The sequence below is a fragment of the Cytobacillus sp. T106 genome (assembly GCF_040492155.1).
Lineage (GTDB): Bacteria > Bacillota > Bacilli > Bacillales > Cytobacillaceae > Bacillus_AB > Bacillus_AB infantis.
The window spans coordinates 121,371-139,749 of record NZ_JBEUMK010000010.1 but is presented as its reverse complement, the minus strand read 5'-3'; the positions used below and the strand labels follow the sequence as shown (position 1 = coordinate 139,749).

At 44.0% G+C, this 18,379-nt stretch carries 23 protein-coding genes; 6 read left to right on the top strand and 17 right to left on the bottom strand.

The window, feature by feature from the left end:
- Nucleotides 1–131: 131 nt before the first annotated feature.
- Complete coding sequence (locus ABU165_RS17695) at nucleotides 132–899, bottom strand: STAS domain-containing protein (protein ID WP_165352601.1); 768 nt, start codon at nucleotides 897–899, stop codon at nucleotides 132–134.
- A 239-nt stretch (nucleotides 900–1,138) separates the two neighbouring features.
- Here ABU165_RS17695 and ABU165_RS17690 point away from each other — a divergent pair, with 239 nt between their 5' ends.
- Nucleotides 1,139–1,657 (top strand): NUDIX domain-containing protein, encoded by a 519-nt coding sequence (locus tag ABU165_RS17690; RefSeq protein ID WP_253617078.1) that lies wholly within the window; start codon nucleotides 1,139–1,141, stop codon nucleotides 1,655–1,657.
- A gap of 23 nt (nucleotides 1,658–1,680) precedes the next feature.
- Here ABU165_RS17690 and ABU165_RS17685 read toward each other — a convergent pair whose 3' ends face one another.
- The 10 genes from ABU165_RS17685 to ABU165_RS17640 all read right to left on the bottom strand — a co-directional run bounded on the left by ABU165_RS17685 (nucleotide 1,681) and on the right by ABU165_RS17640 (nucleotide 11,335).
- The gene (locus tag ABU165_RS17685) at nucleotides 1,681–2,253 is read right to left on the bottom strand and encodes a histidine phosphatase family protein (RefSeq protein WP_253617080.1); all 573 of its coding nucleotides are present in this window, start codon (nucleotides 2,251–2,253) and stop codon (nucleotides 1,681–1,683) included.
- A 101-nt stretch (nucleotides 2,254–2,354) separates the two neighbouring features.
- Nucleotides 2,355–3,242 (bottom strand): AraC family transcriptional regulator, encoded by an 888-nt coding sequence (locus tag ABU165_RS17680; protein WP_009793498.1) that lies wholly within the window; start codon nucleotides 3,240–3,242, stop codon nucleotides 2,355–2,357.
- A gap of 102 nt (nucleotides 3,243–3,344) precedes the next feature.
- Nucleotides 3,345–3,539, bottom strand: coding sequence for a hypothetical protein (locus tag ABU165_RS17675; protein ID WP_009793497.1), 195 nt, complete (start codon nucleotides 3,537–3,539; stop codon nucleotides 3,345–3,347).
- 52 nt (nucleotides 3,540–3,591) lie between these two features.
- A complete protein-coding gene (locus ABU165_RS17670) occupies nucleotides 3,592–4,083 on the bottom strand; it encodes a GNAT family N-acetyltransferase (RefSeq protein WP_318060279.1) in 492 nt (163 codons plus the stop codon).
- Between the two features lie 279 nt (nucleotides 4,084–4,362).
- Nucleotides 4,363–4,899, bottom strand: a complete 537-nt coding sequence (locus ABU165_RS17665) for a GNAT family N-acetyltransferase (RefSeq protein WP_253617089.1) — start codon at nucleotides 4,897–4,899, stop codon at nucleotides 4,363–4,365.
- A 99-nt stretch (nucleotides 4,900–4,998) separates the two neighbouring features.
- Nucleotides 4,999–6,093 (bottom strand): threonine aldolase family protein, encoded by a 1,095-nt coding sequence (locus ABU165_RS17660; protein ID WP_253617091.1) that lies wholly within the window; start codon nucleotides 6,091–6,093, stop codon nucleotides 4,999–5,001.
- 116 nt (nucleotides 6,094–6,209) lie between these two features.
- Nucleotides 6,210–6,464, bottom strand: a complete 255-nt coding sequence (locus ABU165_RS17655; protein ID WP_253617094.1) for a DUF3949 domain-containing protein — start codon at nucleotides 6,462–6,464, stop codon at nucleotides 6,210–6,212.
- 788 nt (nucleotides 6,465–7,252) lie between these two features.
- A complete protein-coding gene (locus ABU165_RS17650) occupies nucleotides 7,253–9,025 on the bottom strand; it encodes an ABC transporter ATP-binding protein (RefSeq protein WP_249276788.1) in 1,773 nt (590 codons plus the stop codon).
- 49 nt (nucleotides 9,026–9,074) lie between these two features.
- Nucleotides 9,075–10,832 (bottom strand): ABC transporter ATP-binding protein, encoded by a 1,758-nt coding sequence (locus ABU165_RS17645; RefSeq protein WP_318060280.1) that lies wholly within the window; start codon nucleotides 10,830–10,832, stop codon nucleotides 9,075–9,077.
- A 77-nt stretch (nucleotides 10,833–10,909) separates the two neighbouring features.
- Nucleotides 10,910–11,335, bottom strand: a complete 426-nt coding sequence (locus ABU165_RS17640; RefSeq protein WP_009793488.1) for a MarR family winged helix-turn-helix transcriptional regulator — start codon at nucleotides 11,333–11,335, stop codon at nucleotides 10,910–10,912.
- A gap of 153 nt (nucleotides 11,336–11,488) precedes the next feature.
- Here ABU165_RS17640 and ABU165_RS17635 point away from each other — a divergent pair, with 153 nt between their 5' ends.
- Nucleotides 11,489–11,629, top strand: a complete 141-nt coding sequence (locus tag ABU165_RS17635) for a hypothetical protein (protein ID WP_022543939.1) — start codon at nucleotides 11,489–11,491, stop codon at nucleotides 11,627–11,629.
- A 68-nt stretch (nucleotides 11,630–11,697) separates the two neighbouring features.
- On the opposite strand, the gene ABU165_RS17630 is transcribed toward ABU165_RS17635, so the two are convergent.
- Complete coding sequence (locus ABU165_RS17630) at nucleotides 11,698–12,420, bottom strand: ATP-binding protein (protein ID WP_253617098.1); 723 nt, start codon at nucleotides 12,418–12,420, stop codon at nucleotides 11,698–11,700.
- Nucleotides 12,421–12,655: 235 nt separating this feature from the next.
- Between ABU165_RS17630 and ABU165_RS17625 the strand changes: the two genes are divergently transcribed.
- From ABU165_RS17625 to ABU165_RS17615, 3 genes are all read left to right on the top strand, one after another.
- Complete coding sequence (locus ABU165_RS17625) at nucleotides 12,656–12,895, top strand: hypothetical protein (RefSeq protein WP_009793485.1); 240 nt, start codon at nucleotides 12,656–12,658, stop codon at nucleotides 12,893–12,895.
- Nucleotides 12,896–12,996: 101 nt separating this feature from the next.
- Nucleotides 12,997–13,725 carry a ZIP family metal transporter gene (locus ABU165_RS17620; RefSeq protein ID WP_009793484.1) on the top strand — a complete coding sequence of 243 codons (729 nt, stop codon included), beginning with the start codon at nucleotides 12,997–12,999 and terminating at the stop codon, nucleotides 13,723–13,725.
- A 129-nt stretch (nucleotides 13,726–13,854) separates the two neighbouring features.
- The gene (locus ABU165_RS17615; protein ID WP_129612712.1) at nucleotides 13,855–14,118 is read left to right on the top strand and encodes a CotD family spore coat protein; all 264 of its coding nucleotides are present in this window, start codon (nucleotides 13,855–13,857) and stop codon (nucleotides 14,116–14,118) included.
- A 33-nt stretch (nucleotides 14,119–14,151) separates the two neighbouring features.
- Here the strand turns inward: ABU165_RS17615 and ABU165_RS17610 are convergent, their stop codons facing one another.
- Genes ABU165_RS17610 through ABU165_RS17600 form a run of 3 tightly spaced genes read right to left on the bottom strand, consistent with a single transcriptional unit; the run spans nucleotide 14,152 to nucleotide 15,359 of the window.
- Nucleotides 14,152–14,349, bottom strand: coding sequence for a hypothetical protein (locus tag ABU165_RS17610; protein ID WP_129612711.1), 198 nt, complete (start codon nucleotides 14,347–14,349; stop codon nucleotides 14,152–14,154).
- Nucleotides 14,350–14,358: 9 nt separating this feature from the next.
- Nucleotides 14,359–14,811: a hypothetical protein gene (locus tag ABU165_RS17605; protein WP_253617100.1), complete on the bottom strand. Its 453-nt coding sequence runs from the start codon at nucleotides 14,809–14,811 to the stop codon at nucleotides 14,359–14,361.
- Complete coding sequence (locus tag ABU165_RS17600) at nucleotides 14,808–15,359, bottom strand: DinB family protein (protein ID WP_253617102.1); 552 nt, start codon at nucleotides 15,357–15,359, stop codon at nucleotides 14,808–14,810. The genes ABU165_RS17605 and ABU165_RS17600 overlap by 4 nt, the downstream gene beginning before the upstream one ends.
- Before the next feature lie 150 nt (nucleotides 15,360–15,509).
- On the opposite strand from ABU165_RS17600, the gene ABU165_RS17595 reads away from it, so the two are divergent.
- Nucleotides 15,510–15,755: a DUF2164 domain-containing protein gene (locus ABU165_RS17595; protein ID WP_009793479.1), complete on the top strand. Its 246-nt coding sequence runs from the start codon at nucleotides 15,510–15,512 to the stop codon at nucleotides 15,753–15,755.
- A 32-nt stretch (nucleotides 15,756–15,787) separates the two neighbouring features.
- Here ABU165_RS17595 and ABU165_RS17590 read toward each other — a convergent pair whose 3' ends face one another.
- Together ABU165_RS17590 and ABU165_RS17585 are read right to left on the bottom strand one after the other, a co-directional pair.
- Nucleotides 15,788–16,273: a GyrI-like domain-containing protein gene (locus ABU165_RS17590; RefSeq protein WP_253617104.1), complete on the bottom strand. Its 486-nt coding sequence runs from the start codon at nucleotides 16,271–16,273 to the stop codon at nucleotides 15,788–15,790.
- Nucleotides 16,274–16,383: 110 nt separating this feature from the next.
- The gene (locus ABU165_RS17585) at nucleotides 16,384–17,229 is read right to left on the bottom strand and encodes an aldo/keto reductase (protein ID WP_009793477.1); all 846 of its coding nucleotides are present in this window, start codon (nucleotides 17,227–17,229) and stop codon (nucleotides 16,384–16,386) included.
- Between the last annotated feature and the right edge of the window lie 1,150 nt (nucleotides 17,230–18,379).

The window sequence follows — 18,379 nt, the reverse complement described above, 5'->3', positions numbered from 1 at the left end:
AATCCTTTTTTAATATGTCTAAAACTTCCAGATAAGTATATGTATTCAGTATAATAGACGAAATGCTGAGAATAAAGATTCAATTTTCCTCAAAAAAAAGAGAAGCAGTTTCTGCCTCTCCTTTCTTCTGTCTATAATACCTGATGAAGGCTTGAAAAAACTTGTATGTCGTTTAAATTCACCCCAAGCTTCACAAATGTCTGGGCAATTTCCGGCCGGATCCCTGTCAGCTTAACTGTCATCCCTGTTATCTGAATCGCTTTGACTGTCCTAAGAAGTTCATGAGCGATGCGGGTATCGATGAATTCTACACCTGACAAATCAATGACCATGCAATTCAGTGACCTGCTTGCACCATACTGCAGCGCTTTTTCCATGAGGTCATTCGTCCTTTTTCTATCAAGATCGCCAACTAGCGATATGACCGCTACGTCGTCAGAAACCCGGATAATTGGTATAGACAGCATCTTAACCTTCGCTTCTGCTGCCAGCAATCTCGTGCGCATCAAAGCAGATCCCTTTTCACTGGTCCAGCAGATGATATCATCGGCTGTTTTGTGAAATTGCCTGTCCCATTGTTCATAAAGGTCCTCAGTCCAATCTTTTTGTTTGGCCACCTTTCTGAGCTTTGCAGCAGTTTCCTCTCTGAAGGAGCATACCTGCTCTATCATTAGCTCAGCCGGTGTACCTGCCGCTAGCAGCTGATCCAGATTATCTTCCCAAAAGCCAATTGTTGTCTTCCTATATTCCTTGTCAGGATGAAAGGCCTCCGCAAACATATCAGCCAGATAGTTTCTCCAATGATGGAGCACATTTTTCCACTCAGGGGGCATATCCCGAAGTTTGTTTTCCAGGAAAACCTGATGAGTAATCTCTCTCATAATGCTGGTGTATTCCATAATCGTCTCTCCGTTCTTCATAGACTGCTAATAAGTTTTATTTTGTGACCTGATGAAGAAGGATTCGGCTATTGTTCCCTCTTAACCTACCTTTTCCAGTATGGGGGTTCATCAAACGAAAAAGGACTTAAAGAATGTGGCGGGTTTGACCCGGTAGGTCAAGAGCATAGAAACTTGACAAGTCAAAATGGTTTTCCAAAGATAACCATCATATAATAGAAGAATAAGGAGGTATGTTCATGTCGGATATAATTGTGTATTGGGGAGATGCGAAAATCAAGCTTTCCTGGACTAAAAGCAGTTCATTGCCGCCATTAAATAAGATTACCAGCATCCATAGCTTCTGTTTTTATAATGACCAATTACTGCTTGTTAATCTGAATGAACGGGGATGGGATTTCCCTGGAGGACATCTTGAGGAAAATGAGACACCGGAGGAATGCTGCAGGCGGGAAGCCTGGGAAGAGGGCTATATAGAAGGAAATTGCACCCTTCTTGGGTATATCACTGTCAGCCATGAGGAAAATCCGCTTTGGAACGAAACCAGCCCGTATCCTAAGATAGGATTCCAGGCTATTTATAACATGGAAATAGAGCTGCTCCACCCTTTTGAAGGGAAATTCGAATCTGCAGAGAGAATGCTGATAGATCCTGATAGAACCTCTATATGGTATAAAGGCTGGAATTCGCTGTACGAAGAAATACTGGAAGATTCATTGGCCAGCCGGCAGCTTAGAGCAGTGCCTCCAGATATATAATGGGGACATTCCGGGCCGCGAAGCTAGACATGGTAAAGCCTGGTTACCTTTGAAAGTATGATTCCATCAAATTCCAATTTATATAAATCAGGCTTGGAGGAACTTAATAAAAATCCCAATCCGTATTCTCTACTAAACTTACCCATCATAAGAGTCATAACAGCCCCATGCGTACCGATGGCAATTCTCCTGCCCTGATTTGTTCGAATCAGATGAAGCAATACTCTTGTTGCTCTATCTTGGCAAGCTCTATTCGACTCCCCGCCCGGCAAAGTGTAATCAGGGTCGGAAAAAGACCGCTCCAGCAGCGGCAGCAATTTCTCTTTACTTATAATAGCTTCATCCGGCAGGAACACTCTTTCCTTCAGATCCTCAAAAACATGGATGTCTTTATTGAGCCTTGCTGCGGCCCCCTCAATTGTCTGTACCGCACGCTGATAAGGACTTGATGCAAACATATTAACTCCTTCATCCAGAAGGCATTCACATACCTTTTGTGCATCTCTTTTTCCTTTTTCAGTCAACCCTCTTGATCTTTCATTTTCATTTTCTTTTGGCGACTCTCCATGCCTCACCATGTATATGTATGTTATCATAGCTTCCCCTTTGTCTTTTTTTAGACGCCTCTATAGGCCATTTAATCAGCAGGCAAACTAAATATTAAAAAGGAAAGGATTGCTGCCCTTTCCTTTCTCATTCATTTAAAGGGTGTCTTCCGTTTTATTACCGGTATCCAAATTTCGCTTTTGAATTGAGGGGATGAGGTATCTTTGCTTTCGTTCCAGAGAATTTCCGGACCTTCCGTCTGTTCATAACCTGATGAGGGAAACCATTCAGCATAAATGCGTCCCCATATATTCTGCAAAGTCTCAGGAAAAGGCCCCTTCGCTTCAAACACAGCCCAGGAGGAAGACTCAATCTTGAGTGATTCATATCGTGCTGGGCCCGGCTCTCCAGTGGCAGCACCAATATAATGGTCAAGCTCTCCTTTTTCCTTCATCCTTCCTTCTGAAAAGTGGACAGAAGCACTAATCAGGCCCCCGGGTTCCTGGTCGGACAATGCTTTCAGTTCCTGGATCTTATCTGGAGTCAAACTCCTCCACATTTCAGCGATTTCTCCGTTCACACCATTAAATTGGATTCGAACCCTTTTTTTAAGGCCCACAATATAAAAAGGACCCTTTTCTTCAAGCCGGAAGTTCATTTCATTTCCTCCTTTTATTGTCAACTGAAAGGACATCGGTGGAAATGCTTTTAGCCTATAGCCAGTTTTCCGAGCTTCTGATGGGGTAATCCCATGCATCTGGAAAAATGCCCTTGAAAAAGAATCCGGCGAGCTGTAGCCATACTTCACTGCAGCATCAATCACTTTTATCTTTTCATCAGCCAGCTCGAGCGCTGCCATGGTCAGCCGCCTTTTGCGTACATATTCTGATATGGAGACCCCAGAAAGGAAAACGAACATCCGCTTAAAGTGAAATTCCGAACAAAAGGCTTTTTTTGCTGCCTCCCTATAATCTATATCTCCTGTCAAATTTTCCTCAATATAGGCAATAGCTTCATTCAGCTGCTTTAGCAAATCCACTTGGATGACCTCCTTTCATATTTAATTTAACAGTTGAAGGAATTGAGCATCCGACTTTCTATGCACTCTAGTGCATGATTGATCTTGTTTTGCAGCTGTTCTTTATTTTCTCTTTTTAATAAGCAAGAAATAAGTAAAGAATCCCACAGTCGCCACTATAGACAGCAGGTGAGGAACAAAAAAGAATTCTGAAGGGACTACCCAAAACATTATAATTGACACGGCAATAACCGGCAGCATGATGAGCACCCACGCTCGAACAAGCTTATTATTCAGGCTAAAATCAAAGCGATCCATATAGCCTTCCTCCCTCTATACGTTTTTTATTACAAGGATGAGACTTAGGGCATTAACTAACCAAACGCAAAACCATGCGGATTGTCATTAATACATGTCCTTCAAATTCCTCCTCGAACTCTTTGATAAGCTCAAAACCTTTTGCCAGATAAAAATTCCTGCCGATCTCATTATCTTTTTCTACATTTATATAAATCTCTTTCACACCGGCCAGTTCTTCTATACCTTTGTTGAGGAGGGAGGTTCCAATCCCTTTGCCCTGTGCTTCCGGAAAAAGATAGATGGCACCCAACTCTGCTTTTCCTTCCTTGTTTACAGGTGAAAAGTTGGCAAAGCCGACAATCTGCCCTTCTGCCTCTGCAACAAAAAGATGGGATCTTTCAATTCTTTGCAGCATACGTTCACTGCTGTAGGCTGCAGCCAGGAATTGATCCTGCACCTCCCTGGGTATGATGCCTTCATAGGTGCTGTGCCAGCTTGCCTTTGCTACATTCTGTACCTGTTCTGTATCATTTGGTTCCATTTTACGGATGGTAAGTGTCATCTTTTCTGCTCCTCTGCTAAAGTTGCTGATGGCTGTTATTTTACATCGTATTTGCTGTTCAAGACACCAGAAAAAAATAAGAAGAATAGCCTATAGAGGGATTCCGGCAGGATCTGACGCTGCATGATGGCCTGCAGGGATGCTTATACAACCGGCTGTACAAGATATCCTGCTTATTGACCACGATGAGGCAGATAAAGAACCAACCAGCAAATAGATATATTAGACACCCAGTTAGAATAATCGTACCAGTTGTCTCCATAACCGAAAGGATTTCTTTTACAACTGATTCTGCAAGATTCTGCCCATAACTATTGTGTCATAATATTTACCGTCAGACAGCAGCTTATCTCTTCTCAATACACCCTCAATTTCAAAGCCAACCCTTTTGTAAAGCTGGATGGCATTTTCATTTGTTTCCAGTACTTGAAGGGTGATTTTTTTAATATCTGCATCTTCCGCCCACCTGATAGAATCAATCAGAAGGCGTTTACCGATTCCATTTCCCCAATAATCTTTCAGAACGCATACTCCGAACTCCACTTTATGGGCCGTTCTTCTTAAATTGGAGCCTTCGCAGCGGGAAAAGCCGACAAGTTTGCCATCCGCTTCAGCTACCAGAAAAAGATGGGTCTTCTGCTTGCTGTCATTTAAAATGACTTTTTTAAATCCTTCTTCACTGATAAAATCCTCGCCGCTCTCCCTGTCCATGTTTTCCGTTTCGCCGTCTATTTTCACCCTCAGTTCAGAAAGGCTTTTGGCATCTTCTATTTTCGCTTCCCTTATCGAGAAAGCATGCTTTGCATCCTGCAGCAAAATAATCTCTCCTTGAGCATTAGTATCTTCTTAGGATTTCGTCTTTTAGAAAAATGGTTATACCATCCGCATTTTGTGCAAAAAACGAATATAAAAAAGTCATTCGAACGCCTTTGCCATCTTTTCATTGAGCAGCTGGAATGATTGATTGAGCAGGTCTTTTGGAACCTCCTCATACAAGTCGCCAATGCTTACCTCATAATAGGAGGAATGGCTGTCTTTTTCTCTAAGATTTCCTGTAAAGCCTATCCCTGTCTCTTCCTGTATTTGAATCAGAATTGGTTCGATTTCTCCTTTCGGGTGCTCAAAATGGACATGAAACATATTGGATACCGGAATAGTTGGTAAAGTATATACGCCTTCACAGCTGTTGTATAATTGTGCAAGCTCTTTTGCTTCTTCATAATAAGCATCCATTTTCCCGGAACGCTGGTCATAATAATAATCAGCTGAAAGGATATATGGATAAAGGCTGATCAAATCGCCTCCGTGGCGCCGTTTCCAGACCTTTGATTTCTCCGTGAACTCTTTGCTCCCCGCAAGAACTGCACCGGCAATCCCGCCAATTCCCTTGTAAAGTGAGACATAGACACTATCAAATAGTGCACACACTTCTGCGGCTGTTTTTTTATAGTAGGGGAGCACTTCCAGTAAGCGGGCACCGTCCAGCTGCAGCTTAATCCCTTTTTCACGGCAATAGGCTGATATTTTTTCCAAAGTCCCATAATCAGGAAGCTGTCCGCCGATCTCACGCTGAGGCAATTCAAGCAGCAGGCAGGCAACGTCCTCTTCCATGCCAGTGACATCATCAAGTTCAATCACCCTTGTTTGGTCTGCGAGCAGGACAGTTTCGATATGGTGCAGCTCTTTCAACCCATCTTCTTCATGAATTTCAAGATGGCTTAAAGGGTGGTAAGCAACCTTCGCAACGCCCTTTTCGTCGCACCAGATACGCAGAGCGATCTGCTGGGCCATTGTACCGCTTGGGAAAAAAACAGCAGCCTCCTTTCCGAGCAGGTTTGCCATTTTATCCTGAAAATCCTCGATTACCTTCCCTTTCCCGTACATTTCACTCTCTATAGAACCGCTGATCTGTTCAAATGCGTTTTTCAGTACTTCTACATTCCGTTTGCCATGGCCTGCGAGCGGATATTTAACCAGGCTGTATGATTCTTGAAGCGATTTAGTATGCATATGTATTCTCCTGTCTTTTCAGAATAATAGAATTATATCCCAAAGCGAGCTGCCGGGTCTATGGAATGCTCTGTTCCAGGAAAAAAGGGCCGCCGCAAGGGCTGCCCTTCCCATTCTTATCTGTTTTTGAGTTTGTAAAATAATGAAGCAATCAGATTCGCTCCCCAGAATAGGAACCCTTGAGCATTATAATGCAGCAGCTGATTTTCAAAGGCCATGCTCTCATAAAACTCATCCTGGGCTTTTCCTTGTGCTTTCCGCTCCTGATCCATTTTCTTCAGCTCTTTAATATATCCATATTGAACGGGAGCAAGAATAAATGAAAGCAGCAGGTAAATGCCCGCAATCCATAAAAAGATCATACGGTCCATTTTTACAGCTCCTTTCCAGTGGTTTTCCTATATTTACGAATGGCGGTATGGAAAGGTTTCATTTTTTCAAAATATTTCCTTTATCTTTTGTTTAGCCCCTCATATTTGTTTGTTTAACCACAGGACAATTTTGTTTAAGCTAGGATGATATCTTCATGCAGAAATAAGGTTTTAAAAAAAGCAGAAAAAAAGCTGTCTTTTTAGTCGACAGCCTGACATAATGGTTTGTTTTTAATTATTATAGCGAATCGGTTGGATGGATCCCTCTGTTTCGATTTTCTGTGTTCAGAGGGTCTTAGCCCGTATGACTAGTACCCTCTGTTTCTTTTTTCTCTGTCCAGACGGTCTTAGTCCGTCTGACTAGTACCCTCTGTTTCTTTTTTCTCTGTCCAGACGGTCTTAGTCCGTCTGACTAGTACCCTCTGTTTCTCTTTTCACTGTTCAGACGGTCTTAGTCCGTCCGATTAGTACCCTCTGTTTCTTTTTTCACCTTTTAGAGGGTTTTAGTCCGCATGACTAATACCCTCTGTTTCTTTTTTCTCTGTTCAGACGGTCTTAGTCCGTCTGATTAGTACCCTCTGTTTCTTTTTTCACCTTTCAGAGGGTTTTAGTCCGCATGACTAGTACCCTCTGTTTCTTTTCTCTGTCCAGACGGTCTCCACTATGCCTATCGCCAGCCTCTCAGTAATTTTATTTGGTATATAAAAAGATTCCGTTCTGCGAGCATAGATGAGTGTGCCATTTTTACATAAAAGCTATCATTTTCTATCCTTACCATCAGCCTTTCTTTAAGAAGCATCCTCAAACTGGCTATTATACAAATCGGCATAAAAGCCATTCTGCCCCAGCAGTTCCTCGTGATTTCCGCTTTCGATGATGTCCCCATCTTTCATGACGAGAATCAGGTCGGCGTTTTTGATGGTGGACAGCCTGTGGGCTATGACGAAGGATGTTTTGCCTGCTGTCAGCTTATCCATTGCCTCCTGGATCAACACTTCTGTGCGTGTGTCTACAGAGCTTGTTGCTTCATCCAGAATCAGGAGCGGTGCATCTTTTACCATGGCCCGTGCTATCGTAATTAACTGCTTCTGTCCTGCTGAGAGATTTGCCTTATCATCGAGGATGGTATCATATCCCATAGGCAGCGTCTGGATAAAATGATGCAGGCCAACGGCTTTTGCAGCTTCCGCTACCTCCTGATCACTTACCCCTTTTCTGGAATAGACAATGTTTTCACGGATCGTCCCTTCAAACAGCCATGTATCCTGAAGCACCATGCAGAACAGGCTTCGCAATTTTTCACGGCTCAATTCTTTTGTGGGCACACCATCGATCAGGATTTCTCCCCCGCTTACTTCATAAAAGCGCATAAGCAGGTTGATGATGGTCGTTTTTCCCGCCCCAGTCGGTCCGACAATCGCCACTTTTTGCCCTGATTTTGCGAGAGCAGAAAAATCATTGATAATCATTTTATCTTCGCTGTAGCCAAAGCGGACATTTTTAAATTCAACTTCTCCTTTGACATCATTGAGAACTGTTTTCTTATTATCTTCATTTTCCAGCTCATCTTCAGCCAAAAACTCAAACACACGCTCACTTGCAGCTGCGGTGGCCTGAAGGTTTGCCGCTGCCTGTGCAAGCTGGGAAAGCGGCTGCGTGAACAATCTGATATAGATCATGAATGCGACGATGACTCCAAATGTTATTGATCCATTTACAGCCAATACTGCACCTGCCACACATACAACGACATAGCCTAAGTTGCCGACGAACATCATGATCGGCATCATGAGCCCAGAAAGGAACTGAGACTTCCAGGCGCTTTCATACAGCCTTGTATTGATTTTGTGGAATGTTGCCTTAGCTTCCGGCTCTCCGTTATATACTTTTACCACGCTGTGCCCTGAATATATTTCTTCAATATGTCCGTTTAGCCTTCCCAGCTCTGCCTGCTGCTGGGCAAAGTATTTCTGGGACTTGGATATTAAGAAACTCATAAACACAAAACCGATCAATGTTGAAAGGATGGCAGAGACAGCCATGATCCAATTTGTATAGAACATCATGACGAGTGAGCCGAGGAACATCGTGATGGCTGATACTAATGTGCTTAAGCTCTGGTTCATCGTCTGCCCGATCAGGTCGACGTCATTTGTCACGCGGCTGAGAACATCTCCGGTGCTGCCTGAATCAAAGTATTTCAAAGGCATCCGGTTCATTTTAGAGGATAAATCGCTCCTTAAGTTTTTGGATACCCGCTGGGTAACTGTTGCCATGATGAATCCCTGAATATAATTGAACAGAAAACCCAGGCCATATAAAAAGGCGAGGATGGAAGCAATACTCACTACCTCATCCAAATTGATTTCTGTCATCAGCCCTTCTGCAATCAGGTCAGTGATCCTGCTGAGAAGGTCCGGGCCGATGATGCTGAAGATGGATGCTGCCATTGCCAGAACAAGGGCAGTCACAATAAACGGCAGATAGGCCCTGCAATAGGAAACCAGCTTCTTTATAGTCTTCTTGAAATTCTTTGGTTTTTGACCGCCTTCCGGCCCCATGGCACCTGGTCCGCCTTTTTTTCCTGGCCTTTTGCGGTTATATTTTTTATCAGCCAATTTCCAGTTCCTCCTTTGACAGCTGAGAATAGGCAATCTCCTGATACACGCTGCAGCCGTCCAGCAATTCTTCATGTGTTCCGATGCCGGCAACCTTCCCTTGATCAAGGACTACGATGCGGTCTGCGTCTTTGATGGTACCGATCCGCTGGGCCACAATCAGGGTGGTGCTGTCACTGGTTTCTTTTTTCAAAAGTGACCGCAGCCGCCTGTCTGTTTTATAATCAAGTGCCGAGAAGGAATCATCAAACAGATAAATTTCCGGCTGCTTATAAATGGCCCTGGCAATGGACAGCCTCTGCTTCTGGCCTCCTGAAAGATTGGTTCCTCCCTGGGAAATAACGCCTTGATACTGGTCTTCCAGCTTTTCAACAAATTCAGTGGCCTGCGCTATTTCTGCCGCTCTTTCCATCTTCTCTCCAGGTTCTGTCCCGCCGGTGCCGTAGGCGATATTTTCCGATACTGTGCCGCTGAACAATACAGCCTTTTGCGAAACGTAGCCAAGCTTATTGCGGAGATCTTCTTGCCTGTAATCTTTAACGTTGATGCCATCGACCAGCACTTCGCCTTCTGTCGCATCATAAAAGCGGGGAATCAGGTTGAGCAAGGTGCTTTTCCCGCTGCCTGTTGATCCGATAAAAGCGACAGTCTCCCCTTTATGGGCGGTAAAGCTGATATTCTTCAGGATATAATCCGCCGCATCCGGATATTTGAAGCTGACATTCCGGAATTCAATCTCCCCTGCAGCTTTTGAATCATTCCCTTTTAAGGTGCCGTCAAGGATTTTGGAATCTGTTTGCAGCACCTCATTGATCCTCTTTGCGGATACCGTCGCACGCGGCAGCATCACAAAGATGATCGACAGCATCATAAAGGCCATTATGACCTGCATGCTGTAAGAAGAGAACACGACCATATCAGAGAAAAGGGTCAGTTTGTCTGGTGTAGCAGCATTGTTGATGATAAAGGCACCGATCCAATAGATGGCAAGATTGATTCCCGACATGATCAATGTCATAACCGGCATCATGATCGCCATGGTCCTTCCTGTAAAAAGATTGGTCCTCGTCAGCTCACTGTTTGCCTTTTCAAACTTATCTTCCTGGTATTCCTCAGCATTATAGGCTCTGACTACCCGGATTCCAGTGAGGTTTTCCCTGGTCACGCGATTCAGGTTGTCTGTTAAAGTCTGGATCACTTTAAATTTAGGGAGCGCTATGACAATGATGACAGCGAGCATCACCATAAGAACGGCAACAGCAATCCCGGTCGCTGCAGTCCACTGCCAGCTTTTGCCCATAATTTTCAAAATCGCCCAAACAGCCAGTATCGGCGCCTTAACAATCGCCTGCAATCCAACAGCGATCAGCAGCTGAATCTGGGTGATATCATTGGTGGAGCGCGTGATCAAACTTGGGGTTGAGAACCCATTGATCTCCTCCATAGAAAACGACATTGTTTTTTCAAACACCATTCCGCGCAGCCGTACGGCAAATCCGGCAGCCACCTGTGCGGCAAAAAAGCCGACTATCATGGCAGCAGCCATACTGCCGATGGCACATAAAAGCATGTAAGCGCCCTGAATAAGGACATCACCCATACTGCTGCCTTCTGTCTGGACAAGCATGGTGATTTCATGCATATATTCAGGCAGCTTTAAGTCAAGCCAGACCTGTACAATGATAAATATGAGGCTGCACAGGACAAGCAGCCAATCTTTCCCTTTAAAATGCTTAAACATAGCAAGCATCCGCCAAATTCCCCCTTAGACTTTATCTAACAGTATTAGATATTAAGTGCAGATTAACCGAATTGCGCGGTTGAACATTATTCCATTTCTTTATGAATTTCTTCTATGCGCTTCACAATACGGACAAACTCTTTAGCATCATGTTCCCCGAGCTTCCTGAAGGTCTTTTCGACAATACGCTTTGCTTCTCCATGCTCTTCCATTACAAAAGTTCTGCCAAATGGAGTAATGGAAACAATCACGAGACGTTTGTCATTTTCGTCCCTGCTCCGCTCGATATATTCTTTCTTTGCCAGATTTTTGAGTGCGGCAGCTACTCTCGGAGTTGAAAGGCACAGCTTTTCACTCAGTTCACCTGAAGTAACCTCATTTTGTATAAAGGTCAGGTAGCCCAATATACTCCTTTCCCCATGAGAAAGGTCATTGACTTTCTTTTGGAAAGGCATCTTTGGTGATTTGCTTATATTCTGGAAAAATTCATCCACTAAATCTTTATAATCCATAATCAGCACCTTTTAATTTATTTTATCTAATACTATTAGATATCATAATGCCAAGAATGTCAACGACGTGAAACAGCAGCTAAAGGCAGCCAGCATAAACCCAAAATAAAAACCTTTAACATTGGTTATTTTACTGATATGGAGGTGATTGGAATGGCGGAAAAGGAATTTCCGAATGTGAGTCTTGGGGGTAAGATCGCCAAGGAAAAAGGGGACGGCGGAGACCAGGTGCACGGGCATGAAAAAGAAAATAAAAACGGAAGAGTCAATACAAATCCAAAAACGAATATGTGAGGGCTGCATGCCGGCAAGACAGGAGCATCTAAAGCTGTTCTCCTTTCTTGCCGGTTTTTATACGAAGTTTAAGTTTCCAAAGATGGGGACATTGGAAACGAGACAGTCACAGCTGTGCCCCAGCCCTCTTTACTTTTGATCAGGAGCTCTCCTGAATCAGCCTTGACTAATTTATGGCAGATGGTCAAACCAAGGCCAGTTCCTTTTTCTTTAATTGAATAAAAAGGTTCTCCAAGCCGGGTTATTTTTTCGGCTGGGATTCCGGTTCCTGTATCAATCACCCTCATTCTTGCTCTGTTATCAGCGGAATCAACCACAACTTTTATTACTCCAGATGGCTGTGAAGCTTCTATTGCATTCTTAATAATATTTTCAGTGATGCGCTTAAGGTAATGCCGGTTAACAAATATGGAACAGGAAGCTTCCCTCTGTTTGTGGATCTGCAGTTTTTTCCCCTCTTTTCCGGCTTCAGTCTGAAGCGTCTTGACCGCTGTCTTTATTTCAGAAAAAAGATCGATCTCTTCTTTTCCTTGAAAATGTTGGGCAGCTTGAGGATTCGCCAATAAAAGCAGATCTTCTAAATATTCATCCATCCGGTCAATTTCTGTCATTATGACCTTTTCATATTCCTTAAAAGGAGTATTCCCCTGTTCACCGGCCAATTGCAGAAATCCCTTAACCACTGTCATTGGATTGCGGATTTCATGTGCAACACATGCAGCTAATTCACCCAGAACCTCCAGTTTTCCGCCTGCTTTATGTGCGGTTTCTTTAGTCGTAAAATTAACCACTTTGTCTCCTCCAAACAGCCACATATCAGTATGTATAAACTTACCATTTTAGTCATAATACCATAACTGGGTGAATGAAAATGTGGCTATCCAGATAAAGATGCATTGTTAGATGAATTTGACAATATATTGAAAAGCACAGCAAAAAAATGATTCCTTAAACACACTCAAACAGGAAGCCACTCTCAGTCTCTGCTATTCTCTTTATTAAAGACATAATGAAGGAGTCCTGAAATTGGAAGAAGACCATTTGAATGAACTGCTGAAAATACTGGAAAAATACCCGCAGACCGAAATAACCCTCACCCTTTCGACCCAGCAAAATATTCCCTACGCCATTATAAATTACGTAAAGAATGTATTTGTACTTGTAGACCAAGGAACACAAATGTCCTCTGTTTATACAGATAAATGGACATTAATATCAGCCATACAAAGTTACTGGGATAACAAAAAGAAACTGGCAGGAGCCTAACATCACTTCCCTGGAACCAAAATAAGCATGTTTCCCCTTCAACTGTGCACTCTAAAAAGAGAAATTAAGAGTAGCCGCAAAAACCGAGGGGGTAAGTCTGCATGTGGAATGCCTTGTTTTGGGGAGGACTATCAGGATCTGCTGTCTTATTGGGGGCAATGGCATCAATGCTTTTGCCTATCCCGCAAAAAATCATAGGGCTGATCATGGCATTCGGTACAGGTGTACTGATTGGTGCAGCATCTTATGAACTGATTGGAAATGCCGTTCTTGAAGGCGGCATCCTAGCCACTAGCATCGGATTTCTCTCGGGCGCCCTCCTTTTTACCATCCTTGACAGCATAGTTTCCCGGAGAGGTGCAGATAAACGGAAACGGTCCAGCCATATGGCTGCAGGAAGCGGAGGAATGGCCATTTTTATCGGCACCGTCATTGATGCAATTCCTGAATCGATCATGATCGGAGCAAGTTTGATCGAGGGACAGTCTGTCAGCTTCCTCTTAGTCGCGGCCATATTCATCAGCAATATTCCGGAAGGACTCTCCAGTACTGCCGGCATGAAAAAAAGCGGATATTCCTATACAAAGATTTTTCTGCTCTGGTTCACTGTACTCGCCATCTCTGCCATTGCATCGCTTACAGGCTACAGCCTCCTTGCCGGGGCTCCTGCTGAAGTGATGGCGGGAATCGCTTCTTTTGCTGGGGGAGGCATCATTAGCATGATCGCTTCAACGATGATGCCGGAAGCCTATGAAGACAGCGGTCCTGTTACAGGGCTTGTCGCCTCCCTTGGGCTTCTTGTATCCATCATCCTGGATCATGCTTCTTAAGAAAGCTCCCGTTATTAAAATCACTTGTTCCCCCCCTCCTCCTTAGCGAAAAGATGATGCTTTCATCTAGTACAAGCTCAGCCCCTCAATCATAAAATAATGTAGCGCCATGATGAGGGAGGTGGAGTCATGAGATGCAATTGCAGAAAATGCCGTGAACGTGCTGCAGCTGACAAAACGATTGTAAGCCCAACGGAAACAGTAGTCCGCAATAACACACGCACTAAAACAATCAGAAGGATTCACCCGACGGAAATTGTGAATGTTAACCGTACGATCATCCGCAATGAGAATTATTTCCCTGTCACTGAAAGGACAGTGAACGAAACTATTGTGGAAAATTTCGATTGCGGCAGGGACCCTAACAATAATCGCAACTGCCGCAGAATCTAAGCTTCCAGAATAATAGGCACCCTGCATGGGTGCCTATTTCAATTTTTTGATTAGATCGATAACATAATACAAAAGTGCAATCAAAAAAGAAACTAAGATAATAATGATGCAGCCAAATGTCACTGCGGCGAATTCCCCCGGTGAACTGTCATCAAAAATACTTGCAAAGATAAAAAACAGTATGATGCTGGATCCGATCCCAAGAAAAAAGATGCTGATATATTTAGCCATGGCCCCTCCTTATTTCTTAAGCTTTGTTTCTGCCATAACTGTACCCGCCATTAAAAGAACAAATATAATAACAAGAACTGGGATAAGCAGCGGCAGAAATGTACTTTCCTCATTAACAAAGGTATATTTTCTTTCCCTGTCAGCTCTTACATATATTCCGCTCCCTGCTTCCACTGCAATAGATTCTTCAGTACTCACTCCTTTTATTGAGAAATATTTGCTTCCTTCCTCAAACTCATTGGAAAAATTGCCGCCCATAGGATACATATCTGAATAAGATGTCACTTGCCCGATTTCTGACTCGATTTCGCTTTCTTCTATATAATCATCCTGTACTGTATACTGATAGCCTTCCCAGACAACAAAGCTGCTCACCCACTTGGTCGCTCCAGTGATAGCCGGACATGCTGCAATCAAAAGAAATAGAAGGCTAAAGGTAAAGAACATTCTCCGGATTCTCACTTTTCTTCTCCTAACCCGGCATTTCCATTTCTGCTGAGTATACCAAGATACTCTACCCAAGGGCCGACATCCTTACGATATCTTTCTGCCATAACCCTTGCGATCTGTGAAAGATGGGTCAGGTCATGCACTGCCCAGGTGGAAACCAGCTCCCTTGCCTTCACGGTTCCAAATTCAGGATGCTTTCCTGCAGCTTCCAGCCTGTCTTCGGTCACCATCAGTTCCCGCAGAAGAGCCAGGTTTTCAGCCCTGATCTCTTTAAATTCATGAAGCTTCCGGGCGACCGTCTGTTCCTCCTTTTTCAAGTGGGAAAAGCGGTCAAACGGAGGGAATGATTCTTCTTCCCCTTTTTCCAGCATAAACTTGAGGCGAGGCACCCAGTTATGCTTTTCTCCTTCAATCAAATGGTCGACCACTTCGACAGGATTCCAGGTTCCTTCCCCTTCATTGGCCCCAAGCCATCCAGGAGACAGCCCTCCCAGAAGTATCTCCAATACCCGGGGTGTACGCTCCAGCACTTCCATTGCTTCACCCAGCTTGAATTTCATCCCTTAACTCTCCCTTATGTTTATAATTTCTATAATTCTATTCCAGACTTTTACCAATTACCTGCTGTACATAGATTTCAGGAAAATAACAGTCTTGGATTTGCTCCGCTATTTGTACTATAGTAAGTGCAAACCGAAGGAGTGATATATATGTTCATCAAGCTGACGAAAGAACAGCAGCAAACCATGGTTTCTGATATCCAGGAGTTTTTCCTGCAGGAGCGTGACGAAGAAATATCAGAATTTGCAGCTGAAAGGGTGCTCGATTTTGTAAAACAGACACTCGCCCCTCATTTTTATAACAGCGCAGTTTCAGATGCCAAAACCTTAGTGGAACAGCAATTCGCTTCAATGGAAGAAGAAATTCTGACGCTTCTGCGCCCGATAAAAAAATAGATGTGATTGCCTGGATATACTCCGGGCTTTCTTTACTTAATGGAATCCAATAGCTCCACGTTCACATGATCAGTATTATCAGGATCGCTGTTAAAATCATAAATCTCCAGATTCCATCTGTCATTTGCCCGTTCATATCCCTCAGCTTCTATCCAGCGGTGCAATATTTCATAGCTTTTACGGATATCTGAGTTCGGCCCATGATGATGGATCGCAGCATACCGCTGAGGCGGAACAGTCTGACTTGTCATCCCTTCTGGCACCTGATCTTTTTGGTCAGCTGAAACCCCTATCCAATAACCATCTTCATCTTCCGAAGCCGGATTCACCACAAATGCGCCAATCTGCCGCCCGCTATCCTTTACACCTTGGATTTCGGAAACCCGCTCCTTCAGCCACTTAGCTGCCATGGGTATCTCCTCTATATATTGGCTTCCCTCACAAAGTACGCGAAAGCCTATCAGGTATACTTCCTCCATTTCGACTATCCTTTTTTCATATTTCAAGTTCGCCTGCATTCTGCCAGCTCCTTTCTTCTCACACCTTATTTCGACAAGGAGAGCAGGCAATCCCCCTCATTCACTAAAATTTGGGCAAAAAAAATGAGCTGTAGCCAGCTCATTTTTGATCAGAATTCCTCATATTCAGCCGGGTCCTGGTCATGCAGCCTGCCGCCGGGATGGCTTAATTTTGAGATGGCCTCCATATCCTCCACATCCAGTTCAAAATCAAAGATAGAAATATTCTCTTTCTGTCTTTCAGCAGAGGAGGATTTAGGAATGGATACAGCTCCCAGCTGATAATGCCAGCGAAGAACCACCTGGGCTATGGATTTCCCATGCTTTTCAGCAATCTTTTGAATATCCCCATTTCCGAGAAGATCGCTGCCGCGGCCGAGCGGGCTCCATGACTCTGTCAGAATACCATGTTTCTCATGATAGGCGCGCTGTTCTTCCTGGTTGAAATAAGGATGCAATTCGACCTGGTTCATGCTCGGTTTAACCCCTGTCTCCTTCTCCAGCCTGTCCAAATACTCCGGCAGGAAATTGCAGACACCGATTGAACGGACATACCCTTTTTTCTTTGCTTCTATTAAAGTTTGCCAGGCTTCAACATACAATTCTCTCTTCGGGTTTGGCCAGTGAATCAAATAAATATCATAATAATCCAAGCCAGCTCTGTAGAGGGATTCTTCAATTGCAATCATCCCTTTTGCTGATTCATGATAACGCCCCGGGAGCTTCGATGTGATGAGCAGATCCTCCCTGGAAACAGAGCTTCTTTTTACAGCCTCGCCGACTGTCCCCTCGTTTTCATAGTTATACGCAGAATCCAGAAGCCGGTATCCTCCCTCATCAATCGCCTTGCGGATCGACTCGGCGCCTGCACTCCCCTTCAATTGATATGTACCCAGCCCGATTGCCGGAATGGACAATCCATCATTAAGCTTTACTTCAGGTATCCCATTAACCATCTTCCATCACTCCTTTATCTGTCATACTATTACCTTACCATACTTTGGATTTTATACCCTGCTGGGGGGATTTGATTCTTCCCTCTTGGTATTCAGAAAACCGATCTCCTCCTGCAATTTTTGTTTTTCACTCCATATTTTTAAGGCAGCCTATTTGCTATTCTTGATATCTGGAGTGCTCTATAGACCTCTCTTGAAGCACTCTGAACGTTCCTTCAATCCTCTAGAGTGCTTCATAGACTTCGTTTGAATCACTCTGTACGCTTCTTCCATCCTCTAGAGTGATTCATAGACTTCGTTTGAGGCACTCTGTACGCTCCTTCCATCCTCTAGAGTGCTTCATAGACTTCGTTTGAATCACTCTGTACGCTTCTTCCCATCTTTAGAGTGCTTCATAGACTTCGTTTGAGGCACTCTGTACGCTCCTTCCATCCTCTAGAGTGCTTCATAGACTTTGTTTGAGACACTCTGTACGCTCCTTCCCATCTTCAGAGTGCTTCATAGACTTCGTTTGAGGCACTCTGTACGCTCCTTCCATCCTCCAGAATGCTTCATAGGCTTCTTTTGAATCACTCTGTACGCTCCTTCCCATCTTTTGAGTGCTTCATAGACTTCGTTTGAGGCACTCTGTACGCTCCTTCCCATCTTTAGAGTGCTTCATAGACTTCGTTTGAGGCACTCTGTACGCTCCTTCCATCCTCTAGAGTGCTTCATAGACTTCGTTTGAATCACTCTGTACGCTCCTTCCCATCTTTAGAGTGCTCCATAGACTTCGTTTGAGGCACTCTGTACGCTCCTTCCATCCTCTAGAGTGCTTCATAGACTTTGTTTGAGACACTCTGTACGCTCCTTCCCATCTTCAGAGTGCTTCATAGACTTCGTTTGAGGCACTCTGTACGCTCCTTCCATCCTCCAGAATGCTTCATAGGCTTCTTTTGAATCACTCTGTACGCTCCTTCCCATCTTTAGAGTGCTTCATAGACTTCGTTTGAGGCACTCTGTACGCTCCTTTCCTACTCTAGAGTGCTCCATAGACCTCTCTTGAAGCACTCTGTACAATCTTTCCTCCCTCTAGAGTGCTCTATAAACCTCTCTTGAAGCACTCTATCTGCTCTATTCCCACTCTGGAGTCCTCCAAAGATCAAACAAT